At 61.5% G+C, this 23,879-nt stretch carries 23 protein-coding genes; 13 read left to right on the top strand and 10 right to left on the bottom strand.

The window, feature by feature from the left end; genetic code table 11:
* Positions 1-9 precede the first annotated feature (9 nt).
* Both BM194_RS02340 and BM194_RS02335 read left to right on the top strand, forming a co-directional pair.
* Positions 10-1,125, top strand: a complete 1,116-nt coding sequence (locus tag BM194_RS02340) for a tartrate dehydrogenase (RefSeq protein ID WP_092843247.1) — start codon at positions 10-12, stop codon at positions 1,123-1,125.
* Positions 1,122-2,003 (top strand): NAD(P)-dependent oxidoreductase, encoded by an 882-nt coding sequence (locus BM194_RS02335; RefSeq protein WP_092843245.1) that lies wholly within the window; start codon positions 1,122-1,124, stop codon positions 2,001-2,003. The genes BM194_RS02340 and BM194_RS02335 overlap by 4 nt, the downstream gene beginning before the upstream one ends.
* A gap of 46 nt (positions 2,004-2,049) precedes the next feature.
* Here BM194_RS02335 and BM194_RS02330 read toward each other — a convergent pair whose 3' ends face one another.
* Genes BM194_RS02330 through BM194_RS02320 form a run of 3 tightly spaced genes read right to left on the bottom strand, consistent with a single transcriptional unit; the run spans position 2,050 to position 5,516 of the window.
* A complete protein-coding gene (locus tag BM194_RS02330) occupies positions 2,050-3,390 on the bottom strand; it encodes a four-carbon acid sugar kinase family protein (protein ID WP_092843243.1) in 1,341 nt (446 codons plus the stop codon).
* Positions 3,387-4,649 carry a ribulose-bisphosphate carboxylase large subunit family protein gene (locus tag BM194_RS02325; RefSeq protein ID WP_092843241.1) on the bottom strand — a complete coding sequence of 421 codons (1,263 nt, stop codon included), beginning with the start codon at positions 4,647-4,649 and terminating at the stop codon, positions 3,387-3,389. The genes BM194_RS02330 and BM194_RS02325 overlap by 4 nt, the downstream gene beginning before the upstream one ends.
* Before the next feature lie 39 nt (positions 4,650-4,688).
* Positions 4,689-5,516 carry a phosphogluconate dehydrogenase C-terminal domain-containing protein gene (locus BM194_RS02320; RefSeq protein WP_092843239.1) on the bottom strand — a complete coding sequence of 276 codons (828 nt, stop codon included), beginning with the start codon at positions 5,514-5,516 and terminating at the stop codon, positions 4,689-4,691.
* A gap of 193 nt (positions 5,517-5,709) precedes the next feature.
* Here BM194_RS02320 and nanR point away from each other — a divergent pair, with 193 nt between their 5' ends.
* On the top strand, positions 5,710-6,417 hold the full coding sequence (nanR, locus tag BM194_RS02315; protein WP_092843237.1) for a transcriptional regulator NanR: 708 nt from the start codon (positions 5,710-5,712) through the stop codon (positions 6,415-6,417).
* Positions 6,418-6,557: 140 nt separating this feature from the next.
* Here the strand turns inward: nanR and BM194_RS02310 are convergent, their stop codons facing one another.
* From BM194_RS02310 to BM194_RS02295, 4 genes are all read right to left on the bottom strand, one after another.
* The gene (locus BM194_RS02310) at positions 6,558-7,373 is read right to left on the bottom strand and encodes a PEP-CTERM/exosortase system-associated acyltransferase (RefSeq protein WP_177223320.1); all 816 of its coding nucleotides are present in this window, start codon (positions 7,371-7,373) and stop codon (positions 6,558-6,560) included.
* A gap of 51 nt (positions 7,374-7,424) precedes the next feature.
* Positions 7,425-10,262, bottom strand: coding sequence for a bifunctional diguanylate cyclase/phosphodiesterase (locus BM194_RS02305; RefSeq protein ID WP_092843233.1), 2,838 nt, complete (start codon positions 10,260-10,262; stop codon positions 7,425-7,427).
* Positions 10,263-10,305: 43 nt separating this feature from the next.
* Positions 10,306-11,415 carry a hypothetical protein gene (locus BM194_RS02300; RefSeq protein ID WP_244890851.1) on the bottom strand — a complete coding sequence of 370 codons (1,110 nt, stop codon included), beginning with the start codon at positions 11,413-11,415 and terminating at the stop codon, positions 10,306-10,308.
* A gap of 76 nt (positions 11,416-11,491) precedes the next feature.
* Positions 11,492-11,899, bottom strand: a complete 408-nt coding sequence (locus BM194_RS02295) for a type 2 periplasmic-binding domain-containing protein (RefSeq protein WP_092843693.1) — start codon at positions 11,897-11,899, stop codon at positions 11,492-11,494.
* Between the two features lie 436 nt (positions 11,900-12,335).
* On the opposite strand from BM194_RS02295, the gene BM194_RS02290 reads away from it, so the two are divergent.
* From BM194_RS02290 to BM194_RS02275, 4 genes are all read left to right on the top strand, one after another.
* A complete protein-coding gene (locus BM194_RS02290; RefSeq protein WP_177223319.1) occupies positions 12,336-13,490 on the top strand; it encodes a DUF3541 domain-containing protein in 1,155 nt (384 codons plus the stop codon).
* Between the two features lie 48 nt (positions 13,491-13,538).
* A complete protein-coding gene (locus BM194_RS02285) occupies positions 13,539-14,570 on the top strand; it encodes a zinc-dependent alcohol dehydrogenase family protein (RefSeq protein ID WP_092843227.1) in 1,032 nt (343 codons plus the stop codon).
* Between the two features lie 91 nt (positions 14,571-14,661).
* Positions 14,662-15,486 (top strand): SHOCT domain-containing protein, encoded by an 825-nt coding sequence (locus BM194_RS02280; protein ID WP_092843224.1) that lies wholly within the window; start codon positions 14,662-14,664, stop codon positions 15,484-15,486.
* A gap of 162 nt (positions 15,487-15,648) precedes the next feature.
* On the top strand, positions 15,649-16,359 hold the full coding sequence (locus tag BM194_RS02275) for a DUF3581 family protein (RefSeq protein ID WP_092843222.1): 711 nt from the start codon (positions 15,649-15,651) through the stop codon (positions 16,357-16,359).
* 10 nt (positions 16,360-16,369) lie between these two features.
* On the opposite strand, the gene BM194_RS02270 is transcribed toward BM194_RS02275, so the two are convergent.
* Positions 16,370-17,392 (bottom strand): GlxA family transcriptional regulator, encoded by a 1,023-nt coding sequence (locus tag BM194_RS02270; RefSeq protein WP_092843219.1) that lies wholly within the window; start codon positions 17,390-17,392, stop codon positions 16,370-16,372.
* A gap of 108 nt (positions 17,393-17,500) precedes the next feature.
* On the opposite strand from BM194_RS02270, the gene BM194_RS02265 reads away from it, so the two are divergent.
* Entirely contained in the window at positions 17,501-18,586 is a 1,086-nt protein-coding gene (locus tag BM194_RS02265) for a class I SAM-dependent methyltransferase (RefSeq protein ID WP_092843216.1), read from the top strand.
* Between the two features lie 68 nt (positions 18,587-18,654).
* On the opposite strand, the gene BM194_RS02260 is transcribed toward BM194_RS02265, so the two are convergent.
* Both BM194_RS02260 and BM194_RS02255 read right to left on the bottom strand, forming a co-directional pair.
* The gene (locus tag BM194_RS02260) at positions 18,655-19,044 is read right to left on the bottom strand and encodes an AAA family ATPase (protein ID WP_092843213.1); all 390 of its coding nucleotides are present in this window, start codon (positions 19,042-19,044) and stop codon (positions 18,655-18,657) included.
* Between the two features lie 23 nt (positions 19,045-19,067).
* Positions 19,068-20,006, bottom strand: coding sequence for a 2-dehydropantoate 2-reductase (locus BM194_RS02255; protein ID WP_092843211.1), 939 nt, complete (start codon positions 20,004-20,006; stop codon positions 19,068-19,070).
* Positions 20,007-20,150: 144 nt separating this feature from the next.
* Here BM194_RS02255 and BM194_RS02250 point away from each other — a divergent pair, with 144 nt between their 5' ends.
* From BM194_RS02250 to BM194_RS02230, 5 genes are all read left to right on the top strand, one after another.
* Positions 20,151-21,122, top strand: a complete 972-nt coding sequence (locus BM194_RS02250; protein WP_092843210.1) for an MBL fold metallo-hydrolase — start codon at positions 20,151-20,153, stop codon at positions 21,120-21,122.
* Complete coding sequence (locus BM194_RS02245) at positions 21,119-21,727, top strand: cyclodeaminase/cyclohydrolase family protein (RefSeq protein WP_092843208.1); 609 nt, start codon at positions 21,119-21,121, stop codon at positions 21,725-21,727. The genes BM194_RS02250 and BM194_RS02245 overlap by 4 nt, the downstream gene beginning before the upstream one ends.
* Positions 21,728-21,800: 73 nt before the next feature.
* Positions 21,801-22,742 carry a DUF808 domain-containing protein gene (locus BM194_RS02240; protein ID WP_092843206.1) on the top strand — a complete coding sequence of 314 codons (942 nt, stop codon included), beginning with the start codon at positions 21,801-21,803 and terminating at the stop codon, positions 22,740-22,742.
* 92 nt (positions 22,743-22,834) lie between these two features.
* Positions 22,835-23,257, top strand: a complete 423-nt coding sequence (locus tag BM194_RS02235; protein WP_092843204.1) for a YqaA family protein — start codon at positions 22,835-22,837, stop codon at positions 23,255-23,257.
* 100 nt (positions 23,258-23,357) lie between these two features.
* Positions 23,358-23,849 (top strand): COG4315 family predicted lipoprotein, encoded by a 492-nt coding sequence (locus tag BM194_RS02230; protein ID WP_166670989.1) that lies wholly within the window; start codon positions 23,358-23,360, stop codon positions 23,847-23,849.
* Positions 23,850-23,879 lie beyond the last annotated feature (30 nt).

The following is a 23,879-nucleotide window of genomic DNA, read 5'->3' as shown; positions in this document are numbered from 1 at the left end:
TGAATGACGATGACCTACAAGATTGCGGTATTACCGGGTGATGGGATCGGCCTCGAGGTCGTGCCGGAAGGGCTACGCGTGCTGGAAGCGGCGGCGAAGCGCTTCAATCTGTCGCTGGAGTTCGAGCAGTTCGACTTCGCCAGTTGCGCCTACTACATGGCGCATGGCGACATGCTGCCGGACGACTGGTACGAAACGCTGACCCGCTTCGATGCCATCTTCTTCGGCGCGGTGGGCTGGCCGGACACCGTGCCCGATCACGTCTCGGCGTGGGGCTCGCTGCTCAAGTTCCGGCGCGCCTTCGATCAGTACGTCAACCTGCGCCCGTGCCGATTGATGCCGGGCATCGAAAGCCCACTCAAGGGACGCGGTCCGGGCGACATCGACTTCATGGTGGTGCGCGAGAACACCGAGGGCGAATACTCGCGCCTGGGCGGTCGCGTGTTTGAGGGCACCGACCGCGAGGTGGTGCTGCAGGAGACCATCATGACCCGCACCGGGGTCGACCGGGTGCTCAAGTATGCCTTCGAGCTGGCAGCCACCCGACCCCGTAAAAAGCTGACCTCGGCGACCAAGTCCAACGGCCTGTCGATCTCGATGCCGTACTGGAACGAGCGGGTCAAGGCGATGAAGGCGAACTACCCGGATGTCAGCGTCGACCAGTTCCATATCGATATTCTCACCGCCAATTTCGTGCTGCACCCCGACTGGTTCGACGTGGTGGTGGCCAGCAACCTGTTCGGCGACATTCTTTCCGACCTGGGCCCGGCCTGCACCGGCACCATCGGCATTGCGCCCTCCGGCAACATCAATCCCACGCGCGAGTACCCCAGCCTGTTCGAGCCGGTCCACGGCAGTGCGCCGGATATTGCCGGCAAGGGCATCGCCAACCCCATCGGCCAGATCTGGTGCGGGGCGATGATGCTCGAGCATCTGGGCGAGATCGAGGCCGGCAAGGCCATTGTCAGCGCCATCGAAGCGGTCATGGAACGCAGCGACCCGAGCGTGATCACGCCGGACCTGAAGGGCAGCGGCACGACCGAAACACTGGGGCGTGCCATCGCCGAGGCGCTGGCCGCAGGCGGCTCGCAGACCCAACCAGCCATCGAGGAGCAACGGGCATGAACAAACCCTATCGTGTCGGTATGGTGGGCATCGGCCTGATGGGCCATGGTATTGCCACCAGCCTGCTGCGACACCAGCATGAGCTGTGTTTTCTCGATCATCCCGGCAACCAGCCGGTCGACGACCTGCTCGGAAAAGGCGCTGTGCTCAAACGTAGCGCCCGCGAGGTTGCCGAGGCCTCCGACGTGATCATCCTGTGCGTCACCGGTACGCCCCAGGTGGAGAGCGTGCTGTTCGAGCCGGGTGGCGTGGTCGAGGGGCTGGGCAGCAGCAGCATCGTCATCGACTGCTCCACGGCGATCCCCAGCTCCACGGTGAAGATCGCCGAGCGCGTCGCCGAGGCTGGCGGTCAGTTCCTGGATGCCGCCATGACACGCACGCCCAAGGAGGCCGCCGAGGGCCGGCTGAACCTGATCGTCGGCGCACCGGACGAGCTGTTCCGCGACGTGCTGCCGCTGCTGCAGGACTTCGCCGAGAACATCACCCATGGCGGCCCGGTGGGCTCCGGGCACAAGCTCAAGCTACTGCATAATTACGTGTCGCTGGGCTTCACCGCAGTGCTCGCCGAGGCTGCCTCGGCGGCACGCCATGCCGGGATCGCCGACGACGTGTTCCTCGAGGTGCTCGGCAATGGCGGGGGCGCCGGCGTGGTGCTCGAGCGCCTGCGCCCGTTCATTGCCGCCGACGATCCGTCGGGGTTCCGCTTCAGTCTCGCCAATACGCTCAAGGACGTCGGCTACTACAACGCCATGGCCAAGGACGTGAAGGCGCCGCATCGCGTCGCCGAGGCCATCGAGGCACTGTACCGCGAGGTCAACGACCAGGGCCATGGCGATCGCCTGGCACCAGAGTTGATCCGTATCCTGGAAAAATACTGACGCAGGATTACCGAGACGCCTCCACGGCGTCTCGGCGTTAAACCGTTCAGGGCCGCTGGGCGCCACCGTCGCGGATGGTGGCGAAGTAGCTGTCGCTGCCGATCTGGCCGCCCTTGAAGGCGATTTCCAGGCCATCGAAGCGTGCGTCATCGCTGTAGGCCGTGCACAGCGGTGAACCTGGCGTCTCCGGCAATGGCAATCGTGTGGTCAGGGCATGGATACCCAGTTGCTCGATGGCATGGCTCGAGGTATCACCGCCGGCAACCACCACGCGTGTCAGGCCTTCGGCAATGACCAGTTCACGCAGGATCTCACCCAGGCGCCGGCCGATGCTGTGGCGGGCCTGCTCGGTATTCAGGGCCGGATCGGCAGCGTCGGGGCCCAGCGCGGTATGCAAAATCACGCTCTCGCCGGCCTTCAGGGCGGCCAGACCGCGCTGCAGCGCCTCGTCGCGTGCCGCCTTGCCGGTTGCCGGGTCGGCCAGGCGGGCGGCGTCCACGGCAATGGTCTGGAAGCCGTGGTCTTTCGCCCAGTGGATTTGGCGGGCGGTGGTTTCCGAGCAACTGCCCGAGACCACGGCGATTCGCTCCACGCTGCCGGGGTCGGCAAAGCTCGGAGGCGGGCCGATCAACCCTTGGCTGCGCCATTCGGGAATCAGCGCGTACTCGACACCGGAGGAGCCCACCACATAGCTGCCACCGGCCTGGCGCGTGCGCCACAACTGGTGCCCGACGCTGGCCTGGGTGGCTTCATCGATGACGTCGTAGAGCAGTGCCTGATGACGGCGTTGCCAGTCGTCGACGCGCTGGTCGATATCCTCGGCGGCCAGCGAGGCCAGGTCCGCCAGGCCGATATCGAGCGTGGTCTGATCGGCGAGATGGCGACGCAGGTCGGCTTCGCGCATCGGTGTCACCGGGTGACGCGACATCACCGGATGCCGGTCGATACGATACACGTCGCCGCGATAGGCCGCGAACAGATGACCGAAGGCGGTATAACGCTTCATCTGCGGTACGCCGACCACGATCGGTACGCAGGCCTGACCGAACACCTCACGTCCGATCTCCAGCGCACATCCGATGCTGCCGGTTTCGGGGGCGCTGTCGAACGTCGAGCAGGTCTTGTAGTGACACAGCCCGGCATGGCGTTCACGTAGCCAGCTCAGCGCCGGGGTCAGGTGCTCGCGCATCCAGGCCGGCGACTCGCTGCGGCTGGTGCCGGCCAGGCCGATGGCGCGGCACGCCGCGAAGCGGGCCAGTTGTTCATGGTCGGGAATGGCCGTGAACAGGACCGTCGGTACGCCCCGGCTGCTCAGGGCCTCCAGGGCATCGGTCGAGCCGGTGAGGTCATCGCCGTAATAGGTGATGAGTGTCTCGGGGGCGCTCATTGGAAAGTCTCCAGGGCCTGGGCGAGTTCGCGGTGCTCGGCGGCATAGGCTTCAAGCGTCACGCCCTGCACGGCAGCATCCCAGGCCTGGCGCAGGCTCTTCACACCGCTGGCAATGCCGCCGGGGTGGGCCATGATGCCCCCGCCGGCACAGAAGATCAGGTCGGTGCTGCCCAGTGCCTGGTAGGTATCCACGGCTTGGCGTGCGGTCTGGCCGGACGAGAACACCGGCATCACCTCGCAGCCCGGCGTCGGCGGGGCGAACATTGGCATCAAGCAGGTCCGGGCGCTGGCGATCACGCTGTCATCGGCCTCGCTGAACTTGTTGGCCAGGCCGTTGACGTGGATGTGATCGACTCCGGCCAGGCGCCACAGCTTCTGATAGGCAATGAAGCTCATGCCGATGTGCGGCGAGCGGCTGTAAATGCCCCAGCCGGCGCGGTGGCCGTGCAGGGCCAGCCGGCAATGCCGGCGCAGATGTGTTACCCCGGTCAGGCCCACGCTGTTGAGTGCAACCATGGCACAGGTGCCGCCGGCGGCTGCCACGTAGTCATGATGGCGCAACATGGCATCCAGGTCGTCGGTGATGTTGAAGGCGTACATCACCTTGCGTCCGGTACGTTCGGCATGGGCATTGATGATCGGCATGACCGCATCGACACGCGCCTCGAGCGGGTTGTGCGGCCCGTTGGCCTGCAGCTCGTCATCCTTGATGAAGTCGATGCCGCCCTCGACGAGCTGTTCCACGACCTCGGCAGTCTGCGCCGGGGACAGGCCCACGCTGGGCTTGATGATGGTGCCGATCAGCGGGCGCCGCTCGAGGCCGGTGAGCTCGCGCGTACCGGTGATGCCGTACTGCGGCCCCGGGTAGGCCGCGGCGAAACTCGCCGGCAGCGTCAGGTCGAGCAGCTTGAGCGCCGAGAATTCCTTGAGTTCGAACAGGTTGCCGGCAACGGTCGAGAGCAAGTTGGGCAACGATGGCCCCAGGTTGGCAATTGGCCAGGACAGCGTGACATGCGCCCGCTGATAACGCGGCATGTCGCTGCCCTTGATTGGGCGCACCGGCAGCGAGGGCGTCTCGACGCAGTCGAGCCGTTCGATGCGTTCGACGGTGGCACCATGGTTGGCGCGCAACTCGTCGGTCTCGTTGGCCAGCCGGGTAAACGTGCCCGACGACTGTTCGCCGGCCATCACCTCGGCGGCCCGTTCGACCGGGTAGGGCGTCTCGATGAGATAGGTGGCGTGGATCCGTTCGCTCATGGTGCGCCTCTTGTCAGGTTCTTCAGGCAATGCCCGCGCTCAGGTAATGCGGCGAATGCTTTCGGCGATCTCCTCGGGTTCGAAGACCTTCTTCCAATCGTCGCGCATCAGCATTGGCTTGCCGTTTTCGATGGCCTTGTTGCAGGCATCCGAGAAGGCGCCGGGCTGCTCGTCGAAGATGACCGCAGAGAGGATGTTCATGTGGCCGAGCAGGAAGTCGCGAGCGCATTGCTGGGAGACGCCACGGGCCACGACCTCGTCCATGGCTTCACGCATCACTGCCAGTAGCGTAGCGCAGACCGTCTCGGAGAGCCCCGGCTCGAGCAGCGCCATCTGCTCGACGCTGACCCGGTGCGAACGGCCAACCGGGGCGTAGATGGTCCGGGCGATGCGCTCGCCGAGTTCGAAGCTGTCTTCTGGCCCTTGCATCAGGGCGCTGACGATATGTTGGGTGGCCTTGAGGCCGCCGAAGTAATCCTTTTTGGCTTCCAGGTCCGTCTCGTCGTTGAAGATCGGCGGATGGCAGGGGTGGGTGACGAAGTAAGTCAGATCATCACGCGCAGGTAGATGCCCGGCGAAGGGCGCGGCGGCATCGAGCGTGATGACCATGGTGCCGCTTTTCATCATTGGCGAGAGTTGATGGGATATCTTGCCGACCAGCGTGTCCGGTACGGCCAGAATCACTACGTCGGCATCCGGCACCGCACGCTCGGCGTCGGTGCACTCGATACTCAGTTCCTGGGCGAGCCGGCTGCGTCCTGCCTCGCTAACTTCGACGTGGTCGACCGAGAATTCCGAGCCCTTCAGGTTGCGCGACAGCCGAAAACCCATCTTGCCGCCAGCGCCGATCAGTGCGATGCGTGTCATTGTCGTTGTCCTGCCTTTACCGATTGGAGAGAAAAACCGAATTACAACTGGTATGATGACATGATAAGTAGCGCGCGCTGTCAAACGCGACTTTGGTCGCGCCCTGTGCCGTGATGGGTAGGGCTGAAGTGAGCGAGGCGATTGGGTAAGCTGCCTTCCGACAACCGCACCTAGCCATTGCAAGAGACACGCCATGAGCGATGCCCTGAAGATTTCCCGCCGCAAGCTATCCGATGACGTGTTCGATCGGTTGTACACCATGCTGCTCAACGGCGACTATCAGCCGGGGGATAGCCTGCCGTCGGAGCGCCAGTTGATGGAGATGTTCGGGGTGGGGCGCCCGGCGGTGCGCGAGGCGATGCAGTCGCTCGAGCGGGCCGGCCTGGTCAGCATCCATCATGGCCAGCGACCCACGGTGACCATGCCCACGGCATCGGGCGTGCTCTCTCAGATCGAACTGACGGCCATGCACATGCTGTCGAGTTCGCCGCAGTCACTGGAACAGCTCAAGGAGGCAAGGGCCTTCTTCGAACTTGGGATGGTCGCCCGGGCCGCCGAAAAAGCCAGTGAGGGGGATATCGAGCGCCTGGAAACGTTGCTCGAGGCGCAGCGCGCCCATCTGAATGGCGATGCCGGCGCGTTCATCAAGGCGGACATGTCCTTCCATGTCGCCATTGCCAAGATTACTGGCAATGCCATATTTATTGCCGTGAGCAACGCCATGCTCGACTGGTTGGCCAATTTTCATGCCTCGGTGCTGCACTGGAAAGGCAACGAGCACGTCACGCTGGAAGAGCATGCGCGCATTCTCGAGGCTATCCGACACCATGACGGTGATGCGGCAACCGACGAGATGCGAGCGCATCTCGATCGGGCAGGAAGGTTATCTGTGTTGACGTGAGTTCAGCTTAGGCTCTGTCTGAAAGCTGACTGCGTTCGGCCATACTGCGTTAAAAATCAGCTAAAAATACTCATTACCAACCCGTAAACTCCGCTTTTTTCGCTGATTTTTGCCTTGTCTAACCTTCGCTCATCGACTTTTCAGACAGTACCTAGTTCGAGGGCGGGGTATCCCCTCGCCTGTGCAGCCTTCAATTGTGGACCGAGTTGCTGCTGCACATACAAGTAGAGCGGAACCAGTTCGGCGTTCATTTCTTCTTCGGCGTTACGCTGGTTGATGTAATAGGCGCTGCGCTTGCCATGAAACTCGATAGTTTCCCCCACCTTGGTGAAGTTGAACCCCGAACGCGAAAGCAGCTTGGCAAGCCGCGGCTCCATCATGGCAAAGACGTGAGGGCGGTGAGTCAGCCCAACCAAGGCATAAGTGGCAAGAAACAGCCCGATAAGGATCAGTGGAAAGCAGCGAATTTCCTGTTCGCTAAATCTCAAGGCATTCTGTGCCAAGGTTTCGGTATGGCGGGCTTTACGAAAGTCACGAGAGATGGCGAGCCGCGAAACCTCGCAAATATTTTCATCAGGCAGGCGTTCAGGATGCAGTGTGGCATGGTTAAGGCTTTGGCTACCATGAGACTGAATAGGCAACCTGCCTGACACTTGCGAAGTCCGTTGATCCGGCAGTACCAATCTCATACAGCCGGCTGCCTTTCCGCTCTGGCGGTGCTCGATCAGGCAATGCAGGGAGCGTGTGTCATAGTCGTCCTTTTCGACCTTGTCGAAACGCTCTGCAGGCTCTTCGTAGCAAAGTTCCTCGCAATAGATCTCGTACCTTAGCGCGTAGACGCGGCGCTTGGTTTCGTCGTCATCGGCTAGCCGGAAACGAAAGTCCCTGATGAATTGTTCATAAACGGTCAGTGATGACTCGCTGCCTTGCGGGCAGGAGGAAGAGTCAATTCTCATCGTTAGTCCCTTGTTCCCTTTGCTCATCTACGCGAGCGTTATCAAGTCACTTCATGTGCCGGCTGGCATGTTCGCAAACGCGGTTTTCATTGGCGTTGGCCGGCCCAAATGAAATCCTTGACCGTAAGTAATGCCATAATCCTGTAATAAAGGAATCAGTGTTTCCTGATCGACGAATTCGGCGATGGCCTGCTTGCCGAACCCCTTGGCAATATCGGCAATAGCCTTGACGATGATACGACTATCTGAATTATTTGCCAGGTTCCTAATAAACGATCCGTCAATCTTGATGTAATCGACGGGGAGTTGGCTCAGATAGTGGAAGCTGCTGAACCCGACGCCGAAGTCGTCCAGGGCCGTCCGGCACCCTAGTTCACGAATCCCCTGCATCATGCCGCTGGCCGTGGCAAAGTCGGTGACGGCTGCCGTCTCGGTGATCTCGAGTATCAGATGGTGTGGATCGGCACCGCTGGCTGTGAGTTCATCGGCGAGGAAACGGGTCAGGCCATCGTCATGGAAGGATTGTCCGGATAGGTTGACGGCAAGGCTGATACCCAGGTGCTGGACAGAGCGAAGCGCCTTGAGGCTCTCGCGCACCACCCACCGGTCGAGTTGGATGATCTGGCCGCTGCGCTCGGCAATCGGGATGAAACTGCCCGGGGCGACCAGTGAACCATCGTCGTTACGCATGCGAAGCAAGACTTCATAGTGTCGCACATCGCGGTCGGCCAGACGCACGATGGGTTGCACCATGAGCGTAAAGTCATCCTCGCGCAGTGCCTTGCGAATACGTTCCACCCAGTAAACACGCTGCTGCAGTTCATCCTTGGCGTGCTGGATCGTTTCCAGCAGGTGCCAACGTTGTATGCCGCTTTCCTTGGCCTTGTACATGGCGACATCGGCACTGGCCATGATATCGGAAGGCGTATCGCCATGTATGGGGTAGAGGGCGATGCCGATACTGGCCACGGCACGGTGGCGCCGGGATCCCACGGTGAGGCCGATGTTGTCCAGAACGCGATCGATCGCTTTGGCAAGTTGGATGGCACGTGCGGCATCGGCGTTCTGCAATAGGATGGAAAACTCGTCCCCCCCGAGCCGGGCAATGACACAATCGCGGCCAAACTCTTGATGCAAGGCATCGGCTACCGTGCGTAACAGGCTATCGCCAGCATGGTGACCGCTGAGTTCATTGACCTCCTTGAATTGATCCAGATCGAGAAATAGCACGGCCCCTGGGCTGTCCTTTTCCAGCGCACGATCGAGCGCTTCCTGGAAAAAGCGACGATTGTAAAGCTCGGTCAAGGGATCATGCTGCGCCAGCCAGGTCAGGCGGGCTTCGGCGGCTTTGCGCTCGGTAATGTCGAGTCCAACCGAAATGCGTGTGGATTTTTCGTTCTGCCGTGTGGGCAGGGCGGCATGTGCCCACACAATGATTCTTTCCGACTGGCCAGGTAGTCGGACCACGCGCTCATCCTGATGGGAGCCGATGGACGCGGCATTGCTCATTGCCTCTCGAGGCAGGAACACCTTATCGAAGGGCGTGCCGAGCAGTGTCGCTTCGGAAAGTGCAAGCATGGACAGGGCATAATCGTTGACCATCGTAATGTGGCCCTGGTCATCCTGAGTCAGGATAAAGACGCGTGCCGTATCCAGCAGCCCTTCGACGAAGTCGCGCTCCTGCGCCAGTTCCTTGACGCGAAGAGTCAATTGCTCGCTGCGCGTGCGAAGTTCGCCTTCGAAACTTTCGAGTTGCGTGGCCAGATCCAGTGTCGTTGAGTCCAGCACATCGATTTCATCGAAAAAAAGGCCTTTCGGGCGGGCCACGGCAGCCCTGGCTTGAAAATATCCACCTCGAGCAAGCGAGGGGAGAACATCAGCCAGCCGTCTGAGGCGTGCCATGGGGCGCCACAGGATAGCCAACAGCAATAATTCTGCAGCAATCCAGCCTGCCAGCGAAATGATCAGGCTAGTGCGGGTGTCTTGAGTGATCGTGCCGATCTGCCCGGTAATGTCCGAGACCAGCAGGAAATACCCCGAGCTTTGACGTGGGTTGTCGCCATCAAGAGGAATGGCGGCTATCTCATGGTGCACCTCGCCCGACTGAATGACCAGAGGATTACTGACAAGTTGTGGCAGTGACTTTCTATGCGCTGCAGCTTGAAGCACGGGCAGGGTGGATGCCTGATGTGTCAGGGTTTCCAGGTGACCGTTCCAGGCCTTGAGTATACGTTCCTCGCCCAGGTCGGAAGAGGCTGGCTGACCGGTTACCAGAAGCGCGACGTCACTATCGGCAACGCGCTGGGCTTGCCGGGTGACATCGGCCAGTGACCGAGACACGACAACCATACCAGCACTGTCTGCGTTAACCAGTACTGGGACCGCAGCATACTGACGGCAATCCTGGAAGCAGCGCAGGCTGGTGACCGGCGATTCTGAATACATGACTTGCCTGACCCAGTCGCTGACAGGCTTGAATACTCCTTCCTGAGGGGCTCCCCAAGAAGCCATGCGCTCGCCATTGGCATCGAAAACCAGAATTTCGTCTATGCCGGCTTCAAGCTGAAGCGTCGGCCATTGTGAGTTCAGCGCATCGGCAGCCAAGACCGGTGTGTTGGAAGCCAGCGCAGTTCCCATGCCTGGTGAGGCTGCCAACAGGCTGGCCAATTGCCTGAGGTTCTCCTCAGAGCGATTCACGGCCAGCCTGATCTCGCGCTCCTGACGTGCCAGGTGAGCTGTGCGACTCTCCTTGAACTGGCTGGTCAAGTTGAAGTGACTGATATAGGTGAAGAGCGAAGCCAGGCCCAGCAGCAGCAAGCTGCTCAGGGCAATGACCCGCCATGTCAGGCTCAGGTGCCTAGGCTTGTAAGGAATCGGCAAGTTACTCATCGTTGCTGTCCAGCCACTCTACGCTTGCGTTAGAAAAAACGAATCAAAAACGTAATGACAACTGAAACAGCAGCATCTGCCAGTAGCGCTCAGTGTCTTGCGGGTCTGGGTTGTCCTGGATGGGCAACCAGCCGGTACCATCGACATTGTGGTATTCGGCAGCCAGCATCAGTTGAGGGTGAGGCGTCCATTGCAGGCCCAGGGTCACGTCTTTGGCAAATTGCGTATGGGCGGGACCGGCACCGCTGGCTTGGTAATCGGTACCGTCAGGGTCGGAGCGATTGCTTACCAGGCTGTCGTAACGCACCAGCCATTGCCAATCTTCATGAAAGCGCCGGGCATACTGTAGATACCAGCTTTCGCCGGTGACATCGTAATTGAAGCGAGGGTTGTCGAATCCCGACAGGCTGGAATTGCGTAACGCATACTCCATGGTCAGGCTCCACAACTCCTGATTGTACTGGAACGACAGAACCCATGGATTGAAGCGGAACGTGCCATCGGAAATCGTGTTTTCGCTGGAATCGAATTCCGCCTTGGCATGGCCTACGCTCAAGGCGGCAACGAAATTCCCGCTGGCGTGATCGTAACGTACCTGTCCAATAGCCGAGTCGGCTGGGTCCAGAGACCCCGCTACAGCATCGAGACGCAAGGTCTGCCTCAGGTCGTCATCGGCCTGCGCTGCGCCATAGCCGATCTGGGTGCGTAACGTGCCGCCGGGAAAGCGTTCCTCGTGATACACCGACACACCATCGCCGGCGAGGCCAAGCGAGCGGGTACGGTCGAAGTAGATGGACTGTGGCAACAATATGCTGGGGCGTGTGAAAGCGACGTCTCGGGTCTGGTTATAGAAGCCAAAGGGGTTCTTGAAGCGCCCGGCTTGAAAACCTATCGTGCGATGGCGGTTGGAGACCATCTGGTAGTCGATGACGCCATAATCCAGTACAGGGCCTTCCTCGCTGGTGTCGCCGGCCTGGCGGCCCAGCACCTGAGCGGCCAGCAGGACATCGCGGTGTGGACGCAGCGAGGCATTGGCACCGATTTCAGTATATTGAAAGCTTCCGCCATGTTCGCTGCTGGGGCCGAAAAAATCGTTGTCTTCGGAGACGATCCATGCCTGGCTGAGGAAACCGTGCACTTGCAGAGTGCCCATGATGTTTTCGCTGGCCATGGCAGTTGGACTGGCACATAACACCGTGGCTATGAACCCCGAGCCCGATAGCAGACGGCTAATTGACAATCGGTATGACATTGACACTGTCATCCAGATAACCTCTTTCGATGTAGCCCAGTCCGCCAGGGGTCGAGGCAACGTGCTTGATCATGTCTGGCTGTGACATCACGACATTCGGGGCCTGGCCAGTGCCGGAAAACACGACACGGTCCCAAGCGAGCCTCAACTGATGGGGATATACATTCAGCAGGGATTTCGAGAAACGCGCATGGACAGGGTGGTCTTCCGGCAGGACGAAGACGCTGGCTGACTGTCCGTTTGGCCATGTTCGTTGTCGCATGGCAAAGATGGCACGCGCAGTATCCCGGGAAAGCGTCTCGACCCGGACATTGGGATGCGCGATCAGGACCACATCGTTCGGTTCATCCGCCCAACTCACGAGACAGGACAGGCTCAGCGCCATGAAGACGAGCCAGCGCGCGACCATGCACCGAGGTAAGCTGTCTCGCCATCGTGTCCAGTCCCGCCTAGCTGGCATATGTCGATTCCGAATATGGAAGCACAGTCTCTGCCATCATTGAGAAACCGAGAGAAATCACTCTCTTGAGCATTTCGTTATAAATAGTCTGGTGCAGTTGTGATGAAAATGCACCGCATTTTTGCTTACCGGATATTACGTACTCGAGACCTCGAATTGCAAAAAAGGACTGACCCACCTTTGGTCGAGGATATGCTCAGCATGCCACGACGTTAACCAGGCCTATCGTTGAATAGCGGCCTATTCCAGGATGTTTTTAGGCGATGCACTCCGGCAGTATCTCGTCATGTTGCCCTTTCGGGTCGAGGCAGGCGGTGCAGCACCTCAGGGCAAAGAGCGAGGTATACAGTCAGGGGGAGCCATGCAACGATACGTACCGATATTATCTGCCGGCAGGGTACGCCACTGCCTGGCATGGTGGGTTCTTGCCTGGCTGCTTGCCGCCTGTGCGGCTTCACCGTTGACCGAACTTCGCGATATCGGTGGCGAGATTCAGGCTCGCTATGAAGAGCGACTTTCGACACTGAGCCCGGGCAAGCAACGTCACTATGCCCAGCGTCTGTATCGGATCACTGGCAACGTTAAATACGTACCGGCAAATGTCGACTATGCGGCACGCCTGGCGCTCGAGTTGCAACGGGACATTGCCGGACTGGCCTTGGAAGGCTATCCCATGGCGCGCAGCCGGGCGATCATGGAAGCCTATCCCACCCGGACCGAAAAGCAGCGTCGGCGCAAGGCGTTGCTGGCCCGTTGGGGCGAGATCCCCTTTGCCCGCCAGCTATTGTTCCGGCTGGCGCAGGCCAACGACTACCGTCTGCTCGGCACGCCGCCCTTCGCGGGGCATGAGCGGGCGCTGGATTACCTGGCTGGCGTCGATTTTCGCCGGTTCCTGCTCGCCCCCGACGTGCTCGACATCTATGCCGCCCAGGTCGCCAATGCCGTCTATTACCTGCATGATCTGGGCATCACGGATCTGCGTGACGCATTCGCCACGGCGATGCGCACGCGCTATCCAGCCCAGCAGGACGATGCGCTCTCTAACGCCGGTTTTCGCAACAAGATCTATGGCCTGACTCATCTGGTCATCGCCGCCAGTGGTTACTACCAGCATCCGGTGAATGCAGAGGAGGTGGAGTGGGTACTGGACTATTTCTCGGCCAATATCGACCCCATCATCGCCCGGACCAAGGCCGACATTTTCACCGAAGTCGGCATCAGCTTCGAGTTGGCCGGGCGCGGTGATGATCCTGCCGTTGCCAGGATCAAGCAGGCGCTGCGTGAGCGCTACGATCCGCAAGCGCGGATGATCCCTGCCGAAGACGGTGGCACCGAGCTCGAGTTCGGCGAGCATCGTAACGTACTGGCCATCATGCTGTTTCAGTGGCCGGATCGTCTGTATTCGGGACCGGATCTCTCCGGGCACGCCCTGTTTCGTCCCTGGCCGACACCCCAGGTCACGGGGCATGACCAAGATCAACATCGGCAGAAGGTAGCTGCACTAGGCTCAAACTGACGAGACCAGCATTCGGGACGCACCAGGCCCGAACGGAGAACTGCCTTCATGCATGCCATGCAACTCGAACACATTGCGCCGGTGACGCCCGGTGCATCGCCCTTGGCCTGGCGGGAGCGTGAACCGCCGATGCCGGATGTTGGCCAGGTACTGATCGATGTCAGCGTGTGCGGTGTCTGTCATACCGAACTGGATGAAATCGAGGGGCGCACCCCACCGCCCACGCTGCCGATGATTCCTGGCCACCAAGTGGTTGGCAGGATCAGCGCAGTGGGGGAGGGCGTACCGACATCGCGTCTCGGTGAACGGGTTGGAATCGGCTGGATCGCTTCGGCCTGCGGCGAATGCGGGTTTTGCCACAGCGATCGCGAAAACCTGTGTCCCGACTTCATCGCTACCGGGCGCGACATCAATGGCGGCTATGCCGAACGCATGGTGGTCGATGCCCGCTATGCCTGCCCGCTACCCGCGTCACTGGACGATGCGCAGGCAGCGCCCATGCTGTGCGCCGGCGCCATCGGCTATCGGTCCCTCAACCTGGCCAGGCTCGAGGATGGCGAGCCACTCGGCCTGACCGGCTTCGGTGGTTCGGCGCATCTGGTCCTGCAGTTGGCCCGTTATATCTATCCGGCCTCGCCGGTCCATGTATTCGCGCGCAGTCCCGACGAGCAGCGCTTCGCCTTGGACTTGGGTGCGCAATGGGCAGGTGATACCCGGGCCTTGTCGCCACATCCCTTGGCCGCCATCATCGACACGACTCCGGCCTGGACGCCGGTCGTGGCGGCACTGGCCAATCTCGCCCCGGGTGGTCGCCTTGTCGTGAACGCGATTCGCAAGGAAGACGACGACCAGTCGGCGCTGTTGGGACTGGATTATCCCCGTCACCTGTGGCTCGAGAAAACCCTGCAATCGGTAGCCAACGTGACCCGGCGAGACATCGTCGAGTTCCTTGCCTTGGCGGCGGAGATCGGCGTTCGCCCCGAAGTGCGTTCATTCGCCTTGCGCGATGCCAACCAGGCGCTGATCGAGCTCAAGACCCGGGCGGTGCGGGGCGCCAAGGTACTGCATGTCTCAGCTTGACGCCGTTGATGTGCATCAATGGTTCGTTGGGTCATCCGGTCGTGTTTCTCGACTAGACTGTGGAAGTCGAATTCAGACAGGGCGAGTAGCCATGCAACGACTCACTTCGCAAGGACAGGCGGTGGTCGACGACCTCGCTCAGCGACATGGTTTCAGTCGCGATGCAGTAGCCCACATGCTGTTTGCAGTGCTCAATGGCAATGGCGGCATGGCGCAGTTCTCCCACCCCGAGTTCGGCGGTTCCGGCCAGTGGATGCGCGGGGGCATGCTGATGCTCAGCGACATGTTCAATCACACCCTCAAGGGGCGTGTCGACGCGCTGTGCCATGAGATCGCCGAGATCCTTGCCAACCAGCCGGGGCTGCTGCAGACGAGTGGCAATTTTCAGTCGCAGAGCCAGAGCGGTGGGGGGCAACAACATCAGGACAGCGGCATGTCTCGAGGCAGCTCGAGCCTGTTCGTGTCCGAACCGGGCGATCGCTGGTGGCCCAGCGAGTTGGGTGTACCGAATGCCACCGGTGTACAGAATGATGCCCGCTATGCCTATTTCGCCGACGCACGCCGCCTTGCCGTGCGTGTCGGCGGAAATGTCCGGGTCTACGACACGGGCGATCATCGGATCGGCGGCTTCTCTCAGCAGCAAGGCAGTGGGGGAACGATCACTTTCACCAGCCAGCACGGTACTGTCGACCTGGCCAGCCTGCCCGTGGTCTCGCAGGATGGTCACTCATTTCCATCATCCAGCACTGCCGGGAAGCCGGCCGCTGCGACAAGCTCCGCGACGACGCAGGCAGCCGACCCGGCGCAAGCCGATATCTTCAGCGCCATCGAGCGTCTTGGCGATCTCAAGGACAAGGGGTTGCTGACCGACGAAGAGTTTGCGGCCAAGAAAGCGGAACTGCTCAAGCGCTTGTGAGACTTTTCTGCCTCGGCGGGGGGAGGATGCGTATTTTCCCGCATCGTGCAGGATAACTTCTGGCCTTGGCCAGCGCGGGATGATAGAAACAGTCTCCCGGGCAGTCTCATGCAAACAGCAACAATACCGGAGCCCCTGCGGCATTGCCGGTGACAGGATCGTATGTTTCTCGATGATTTCTACGCCTTGGCCGGCGGGCGGCTGTGCATTGCCGCGGAACAGGCCAGTCAGTTCGCCAAGCGGATGGCCGGCGATTACAACCCGATTCACGACCCCGATGCACGACGCTTCTGCGTTCCGGGGGATCTGCTGTTTGCGTTGGTGCTGGCGCAGCATGGCCTGTCGCAGCGCATGACGTTTCATTTCCGCGGCATGGTCGGCGCCGATGTGCCGCTGACCATCCGTGAGTGCGAGGGTAATCTGCTCAGTGTCGTCGACGATGCCGGCAAGGAATACCTGTGCGTAGAACGCAGTGGCGAGACCACCCGCGATCCTGACGTGATCGAGGCATTCACGCGGCGCTACATCGCCTTCTCGGGACGCAACTTTCCGCACTACCTGCAGCCGCTAATGAAAACCCATGGCGTGATGTTCAATCCGCAGCGGCCGCTGGTCATCTACGACAGCATGGGATTCGTCCTCGACAATCTGGATGTCTCGGCGCTCGACGTGGAATTTGCCGGCTCGAGCTTCGAGATCAACGGTAAGCGAGGCGAGGCTCACCTGGAGTTTCGTATGCTGGCCGGCGGCGAGTCGGTCGGCAGCGGCTCCAAGAAACTGGTCGTGAGCGGGTTGCAGCCTTACGACGCCGACGTCATGGATGCCTTCGTCGAGGACTTCAACCGGCGCAAGCGCGACTCCGTGAGCGTCTGACTCACTGGCCTCATTGCATGGCCAGGCGCATGGTCCGAAATCGACGCCGGTACTGGCCCGGTGTCAGGGCGACGCGGCGCATGAAGAGCTGGCGGAAGAAACTGGGATCTTCGTAGCCGACGTCGCCAGCAATCGCCTCGATGGGCGTATCGGTCGTTTCCAGCAGCAGCTTGGCCTCTTCCAGGCGCAGCGTATGTACGTACTCGATAGGTGTCATGCCAGTGGCGGACTTGAAGCGCCGCTTGAAGGAGCGCTCGGTCAAACCACTCAGTTGGATCATTTCCGCGACCGGCGCATGGGTGTCGTAATGCTGGGCTGCCCAGATCTGGCATTTACCGATCACGGCGTCCTCGACCTGCCGCGAGGCGGTCAACGCCGCGAAGGGCTGCTGGCCCTCGCGATGCCAGTCGATCAGGTAGAGCCTGGCCAGATGCATGGCCTCCTCGGTATCCAGCAAACGAGCGACGAGAAACAAGGCCAGATCGAGCCAGGACGTTCCGCCGCCTGCCATGATGATGCGCTCGCCATCCCCGGTGGCGACCAGGGCGCGATTGGCATGCACACGAATCTCAGGATGACGCTTCGCCAGTGCATCGCAATAGGCCCAGTGGGTCGTGGCATCCCGGTTGGTCAGTAGGTTCGCCTCTGCCAGCAGCAACGCCCCCGTACAGGCCGCCGCTAGCAGGGCACCTTGTGAATGGCAATGACGCAGCCAGGCGAGTTCGGTCAGGTAGCGCCCCGACAGTGGCTCGTCAGGAGCCACCATCAGATCGGGAATGCACACCGCCTGGGGGCGTGGACATTCGCTCAATGCTGCATCGGGCTCGATCCAGGCGCCATTCCCGGCGCGAAACCCGCGGCCATCACGTGAAACGATCACCGGCGCCAGGCGACTTTCTCCCGGACGCCCATGCATCACGGCATTCCAGTCGCGACCGGCGGAACTGAACAGGTCGAACAGGCCGTACAGCGTCGATGCCGTTGCCTCGGGCGGGGCGAGCAGGGCAACGACAGGCTTGATGGTGGCCGCCATGGCAGAAAAGCCTCGTTTACGTCCCAATTCACGTTAGTGCACGCTCACGTCCAGCGCTAGCCTTCTCCTGCACTTCGCCATGAATGGCAGACAATAAGGAGAAGACTCATGTGCAACGTTCTACCCACGCCGGCCATCGAGCCAACCACCGATACCTTCGAAGCGCGTCTGGTCAATGCTCTCAACGAGAGCGGGCTGATGCTGTTGACCTCGATCGGCTACCGCACCGGACTGTTCGAGGCCTTGCGCGGCCAGCCCCCACAGACCAGTCAGGAAGTCGCCGACCGCCTCGGGCTCGTAGAACGCTACGTTCGCGAATGGCTGGGCGGCATGGTGGCCGGTGGCGTCATCGAGACCGACCCGGAGACACAGCGCTACTGGCTGCCTGATGCCCATGCCGCACGCCTGACCGATATCGAGGGGGCCAACCTGGCCGTGTATGCGCAGTTCCTGAGCCTGCTGGGCGCCGTGGAAGACGAGGTGATTATCTGTTTTCGCGAGGGTGGGGGCGTGCCCTATGCCCGCTACCCGAGATTCCACGAAGTCATGGCGACCGACAGTGCCCAGACGGTGTTGCCGGCATTGCTGGACAGCATCCTGCCGCTGGCTCCGGGCCTGATCGAGCGGCTCGAGAGCGGTATCGACGTGCTCGACTGTGCCTGCGGCCGGGGCAGGGCGCTGCTGAAGCTGGCCGAGCGCTTCCCGGCCAGCGGCTTCGTAGGCTACGACCTCTCGGAAGAAGCCATCGGCTGGGCGCGCCAGCAGGCTGACGCCTTGGGCCTGGCGAACGTCGCCTTCACGGTCCGCGACCTGTCGGATTTCGACACCACGGCCGAGCCGGCAGCCTTCGACCTGGTCACCACCTTCGACGGCATCCACGACCAGGCCCGCCCGCTGTCGCTGTTGCGTGGCATCCATCGCAGCCTGAAGCCCGGTGGGGTCTACATCGCCCAGGACATCCATGCCTCGAGCCATCACCACCTGGACCGCGAGCACCCACTGGGAGCGCTGCTGTATGCGGTATCCGTCACGCATTGCATGACGGTGTCGCTGGCCCAGGGCGGGGAGGGGCTGGGTACCATGTGGGGGCGCGAGAGGGCATTGGAATACTTCGACCGCGCGGGCTTCACCGATGTGACGGTGCACCAGCTCGAACACGATATCCAAAACGACTATTTTGTCTGCCGTCCCTGAGGAAGAGTCTGGTTCGATAACGGCCAAGGTGGGAGCACTCGTCCCGCCCTGGCCGTTTGCCGGCGTACTTACAGCCGGACATTGAAGCGCTGCCGCATGCGTTCGATATCTTCTTCTGGAACATCGTGGAGCGAGCTGCTGCCATGCCGGTTCTCGACGATCAGCGAGAACACCCGGTAGCCGTGCGCCTCGGCCAGCTTCATGTAGGGCTTCATTTCCCGGGTACGGGTGAAGGTATTGGCCACGGCAATATCTTCACCGTTCTCCATCGCCTTGGCGACGGCGAGCTGACAGTGGCGGTGCGCTGGCCAAAGGCGGTCCGCATCGAAGTGGTAATTGCCCTCGTTATCGTAGAAATAGTCGTCCGCTGCGAACACCCGCGACGGATCGACAATGCTGCGCGCCAAGCTGGTCTTGCCCGCACCGGGCAGGCCTCGCACCAGGTAGAGGTTGGGCATTGACGCTTTTCCTCCGGGATGGCTTAGGTCGACGGGGTCTCGCCGCGCGCTGCCAGTTCCTGGGGGAGCAGCGCGGCATGGACCAGGGCATTGATCGGCGTCGCGATGCCGCTCGCCTCACCCAGCCGTACCACCGCGCCATTCTGCGACTCCATCTCGGAAGGGCGACCGTCCATAATGTCGCGTTGCATGGAAGCGGTGCCTGATGCGGGTAGGGCGTCAATGAACTTCATCGCTTGTGGCACGGCGTTGTCCGGCAGGGCGACGCCTCGTGCCCGGCCGACCTGATAGATCTCGTCGAGCATCTGCTCGATCATGTGTCGGGTCTGTGGCAGTTGACGGCACACACCGATGGGCGCCCGGGTAATCGCGCCGATTCCGCTCATGGCGCAGATGAACAGGAACTTGCTCCAGATCGCCACGTTGATATTGTCGGGGATCTCGGCCTGGACGCCACGGGCGCGCTCGAAGCAGGCCTTGAGCGCCTCGAGACGTTCGCTGGGACGATTGTCCCGCTCACCGAAACGCACGAACGGGTCGACGCCTGCATGCACGATATGCCCGGGTGCGTCGCGATAGGCGAGAATGCCGCACAGGCCACCGACGGCGTGTCGTTCGCCCAGCGCGGCCGCGATCTGGTCGGCAGCTTCCACACCGTTCTCGAACGGTACCACGAAGGTACCGGGGCCAATCATTGGCCGCATGGCCTCGACGGCGTCGGTGACCTGCCAGGCCTTCACGGCCAGAATGATGCAATCCACCTCGCCCACCGTGGCGGGATCATCGGTTGCCTGTACGGCGACGTGAAAACTGCCGGCCACGCTCTTCACGCTCAGGCCGTCTCGCTGGATCGCCGCCAAGTGCTCGCCACGAGCAATGAAGGTCACGTCCTCGCCGGCTTCGGCGAGACGACCCCCGAAATACCCGCCGACACCGCCCGTACCGTAGATCGCTATACGCATGCTTGCCTCGTCATGAAATCGCCAGAATTGCCCGCAGTATAAGGAGCATTGCTGGCGACACATAATCGCCGTGACGCTTGGTGCAGACCCGTGCTGCACACTACGCTGTGATGAATCGGATCAAGGGATTGAACGAACAGGACCATGGACGTCGTTTTTCTAGGTACCTCGGCCGGAGTGCCGACACGCAAGCGCAACGTCACGGCTGCCGCGATCAAGAAACAGAGTGGCAAAGCCTGGTATCTCGTCGATTGCGGCGAGGGCACCCAGCATCGTGTCATGCAGACCCCATTGTCGTTGCATCGGCTGGATGCCGTGCTCATCACTCATGTGCACGGCGACCATTGCTATGGTCTGCCCGGTTTGCTGGCCAGTGCCTCGATGTCTGGGCGTCGCCATGCCCTTACTATCATTGCGCCGGCAGCGATTCGCGATTATCTCGACGCCATCCAGGCCACGACCGGGCTGCACCTGACCTTTCCGCTGGAATTCGTTGCGGTGGAAGCGGTAAACGCGCGCTTAAGCCTGCCCGATTTCAGCGTGGAGCCCGTCAAGCTCTCGCATGGCGTGGCATCTTACGGCTTCGTCTTTCATGAACGTGGCGTGGAAAGCCAACTGGACACCGAGCGTCTGGACGCCCTCGGCGTGCCGAGGGGGCCGGCGTGGGGGCGGCTGCACCGCGGCGAGGACGTGACCCTGGACGACGGCACGCAGGTGCGCAGCGATGAGGTCTTGCTACCCAGCCGTCCGGCGAGAAAGGTCGTGATCGGCGGCGATAACGACGCCCCCTCGCGACTCGAGGCCGCCTGCCTCGGGGCGAGCCTGCTGGTTCACGAGGCGACCTACACCGAGGACGTCGTCGAACGCCTGGGCTCCGACAACCAGCACAGCACGGCGGCTGCCGTGGCGACGTTCGCCCAGGCCATGGCGTTGCCCAACCTGATCCTCACCCACTTCAGCCCGCGCTACCACGATAAACGCGGGGTCGTTCCCAACATCGGCGACGTCGAGCGCGAAGCGCGCAACCATTATCGTAACACGCTCTACCTGGCCCGTGACCTCGAGACCTACCGACTCTCGCGCGATGGTCAGGTAAGCCGGCTGGAGCGCCCATGACAACACCTAAAAGTCTATGGACCCTGCCACTGCTCGACTTTCGCGAAGCCGTGGTGCAACGCTCCAGCCCGGGATGCGGTGCTGCTGCGGCGGCGTCTGCCGATTTCGGGGTGGCGCTGATCATGAAAGGGTTGAAGATCAGCAACGACAAGCAACCGAGCGTCGATCGCCAGCGTCTGCTCGAGCGTGCGGAACAATTGCTGGAAACGCTGGCCGATCATGCCGACGGCGATATGCAGGCCTTTGAAGGCTATCTGGAGGCATTGCGCATGCCCAAGGATGACGAGACCCAGCGTGAGCAGCGAGACCAAGCCTTGGACGTGGCAACGCGGGAGGTGAATCGAATCCCACTGGTCACCGCCGATGCCTGCCTGGATGGCCTGGCGCTGTCCCTGGATGCGCGGCCGTTGACCGAGGCCTATCTGCAGAGCGACGTGATTGCCGGGGGCATGTTGCTGCATTCGGGGCTCAGTGCCGTGCTGCTCAATGTGGATGCCAATCTGAGCGCCCTTGATGGCCGTTCGCGAGAGCAGGCGGCCCGCCAGCGTGAGAACCTGCAACAGGTGGCCGACGATTACCTGCAGCGTCTGCGTGCGCTATCGTGACACCGCGGCGATGGCGGCGACACCGCCAATTGCTTATGCTGAGCCAGCGTAACCCATCGAAGAGGATCCGCTGTTGGCCGGTGCAAGCTTACTGACCCTGATCGACGACATTTCGACCATTCTTGACGACGTGTCGGTGATGACCAAGGTGGCGGCCAAGAAGACCGCTGGCGTGCTCGGCGACGACCTGGCGCTCAATGCCCAGCAGGTCACCGGCGTCAAGGCAGACCGCGAACTGCCGGTGGTCTGGGCAGTGGCCAAGGGTTCGTTCCTCAACAAGCTGATCCTGGTGCCGGCGGCCCTGCTGATCAGCGCCTTCATTCCCTGGGCAGTGACCCCGTTGCTGATGCTGGGTGGCGCCTTTCTGTGCTACGAGGGCTTCGAGAAGCTGGCGCACCGGTTCCTGCACAGCAAGGATGAGGATAAGGCCCACCATGACGAGCAGGTCAAGGCGCTCAACGATCCCGACGTTGACCTGGTGGCCTTCGAAAAGGACAAGATCAAGGGGGCCATACGCACGGACTTCATTCTCTCGGCAGAGATCATTGCCATCACGCTGGGCACCGTTGCGGGCGCCAGCCTGACCCAGCAGATCACGGTCATGTCGAGCATCGCCATTCTCATGACTGTCGGGGTCTATGGGCTGGTGGCCGGTATCGTCAAGCTCGACGACCTGGGACTCTACCTCGACAGGAAATCCGGCGCCCTATCGCAAGCCATCGGCGGCGCCATCCTGCGTGCTGCACCGTACCTGATGAAAAGCCTGTCAGTGATCGGCACGGCCGCCATGTTCATGGTCGGCGGTGGTATTCTCACCCATGGCATTCCTTTCCTCGAGCACGCGATGGAGGACGTTTCGCATGCCTCAGCCGCGATCCCCGGCATCGGGGCCGTGCTCGGCACGCTGGGCACCACCGTGCTCAATGCCCTGTTCGGGATCGTTGCCGGTGGCGTGGTACTGGGCGTCGTCAAGCTCGCCGGCCGCCTCGGGGGCAAGCGCGGCACGACACACTGAGCCGGTTGCTACGCTGACATGGTTGCCGGACACTCGGCCCGGCAGGGGCTACGCTGTAACCCGCAATTCACCCATAGACGACAGGAGCGGATGTGACGGGATACTTCGGGCTGTTCACGTCTTCCTTCCTCGCGGCGACCCTGCTTCCCTTCTATTCCGAAGTGCTGCTGGCCGGTCTGTTTCGTGCCGGTTATGAATTCTGGCTGTTGTTGGCGGTCGCCACGGCGGGCAATACGCTCGGCGCGGCCGTGAACTGGGCCTTGGGGCGCTATCTGGAACACTACAAGGACCGGCGCTGGTTTCCCTTCAAGGAGAAGAAGCTGGGCCATGCCCAGCGCTGGTTCAACCGCTTCGGCGTGTGGTCGCTGTTGCTGGCCTGGTTGCCGGTGGGTGGCGATGCACTAACCTTCATTGCCGGCCTGTTGCGGGTTTCCTTCCCGATCTTCTTCGTGTTGACCGCCATCGGCAAGGGCGCGCGCTATCTGGTCGTGCTGGTGGCCATGCAGCAGTTCTGAGCGGTTTCTTCATTCAATGTGCAACGAACGGTAAATGCCGGTCGTGGCTGCGCCTCTACCTGCTATGTTGAAGGCGACAATCGTCAAAGGAGTGCCAGTCATGAAACTGATGTCGCTTTCGCTGTTGGCCGCCGTCGCGTTCGCCGGGCCGGCCCTGGCCCAGTCGGAGGGTAGCGTCCAGCTCTCTGAACAGACCACTAGCGGCTACGGTGCCTATGTCGCCGATGGACAGGGCAGGACGCTCTACATGTTCACGACGGATACGCAAGGCCAGGGTGACACCCAGGCCAAGAGTTCCTGTCAGGACAAGTGTGCCGAGGCCTGGCCGCCACTGACGCTGGAAAGCGGTAAGCCCCAGGTCGGCGAGCAATTGCAGGAGGACTTGGTGGATACGTTCCAGCGCGAGGACGGGAGTACCCAGGTCACCTACGGCGGTTGGCCGCTGTACTACTTCGTCAAGGATCAGGCGCCGGGCGAGGTCAATGGCCAGGACGTCCATGGTTTCGGTGGGGAATGGTATCTGGTGGCCCCTGACGGCTCTAAGAACGAGCAGCAGCCCGAGCAGGACACCCAAGGCCAATCCCAAGGCTAAAACTGATACGGCAGGGGCCGGCGCGGTTGG

Source organism: Modicisalibacter xianhensis, assembly GCF_900113605.1.
Lineage (GTDB): Bacteria > Pseudomonadota > Gammaproteobacteria > Pseudomonadales > Halomonadaceae > Modicisalibacter > Modicisalibacter xianhensis.
Note: the sequence above shows the minus strand (reverse complement) of the source record. Positions and strands in the feature narration are given on the sequence as shown.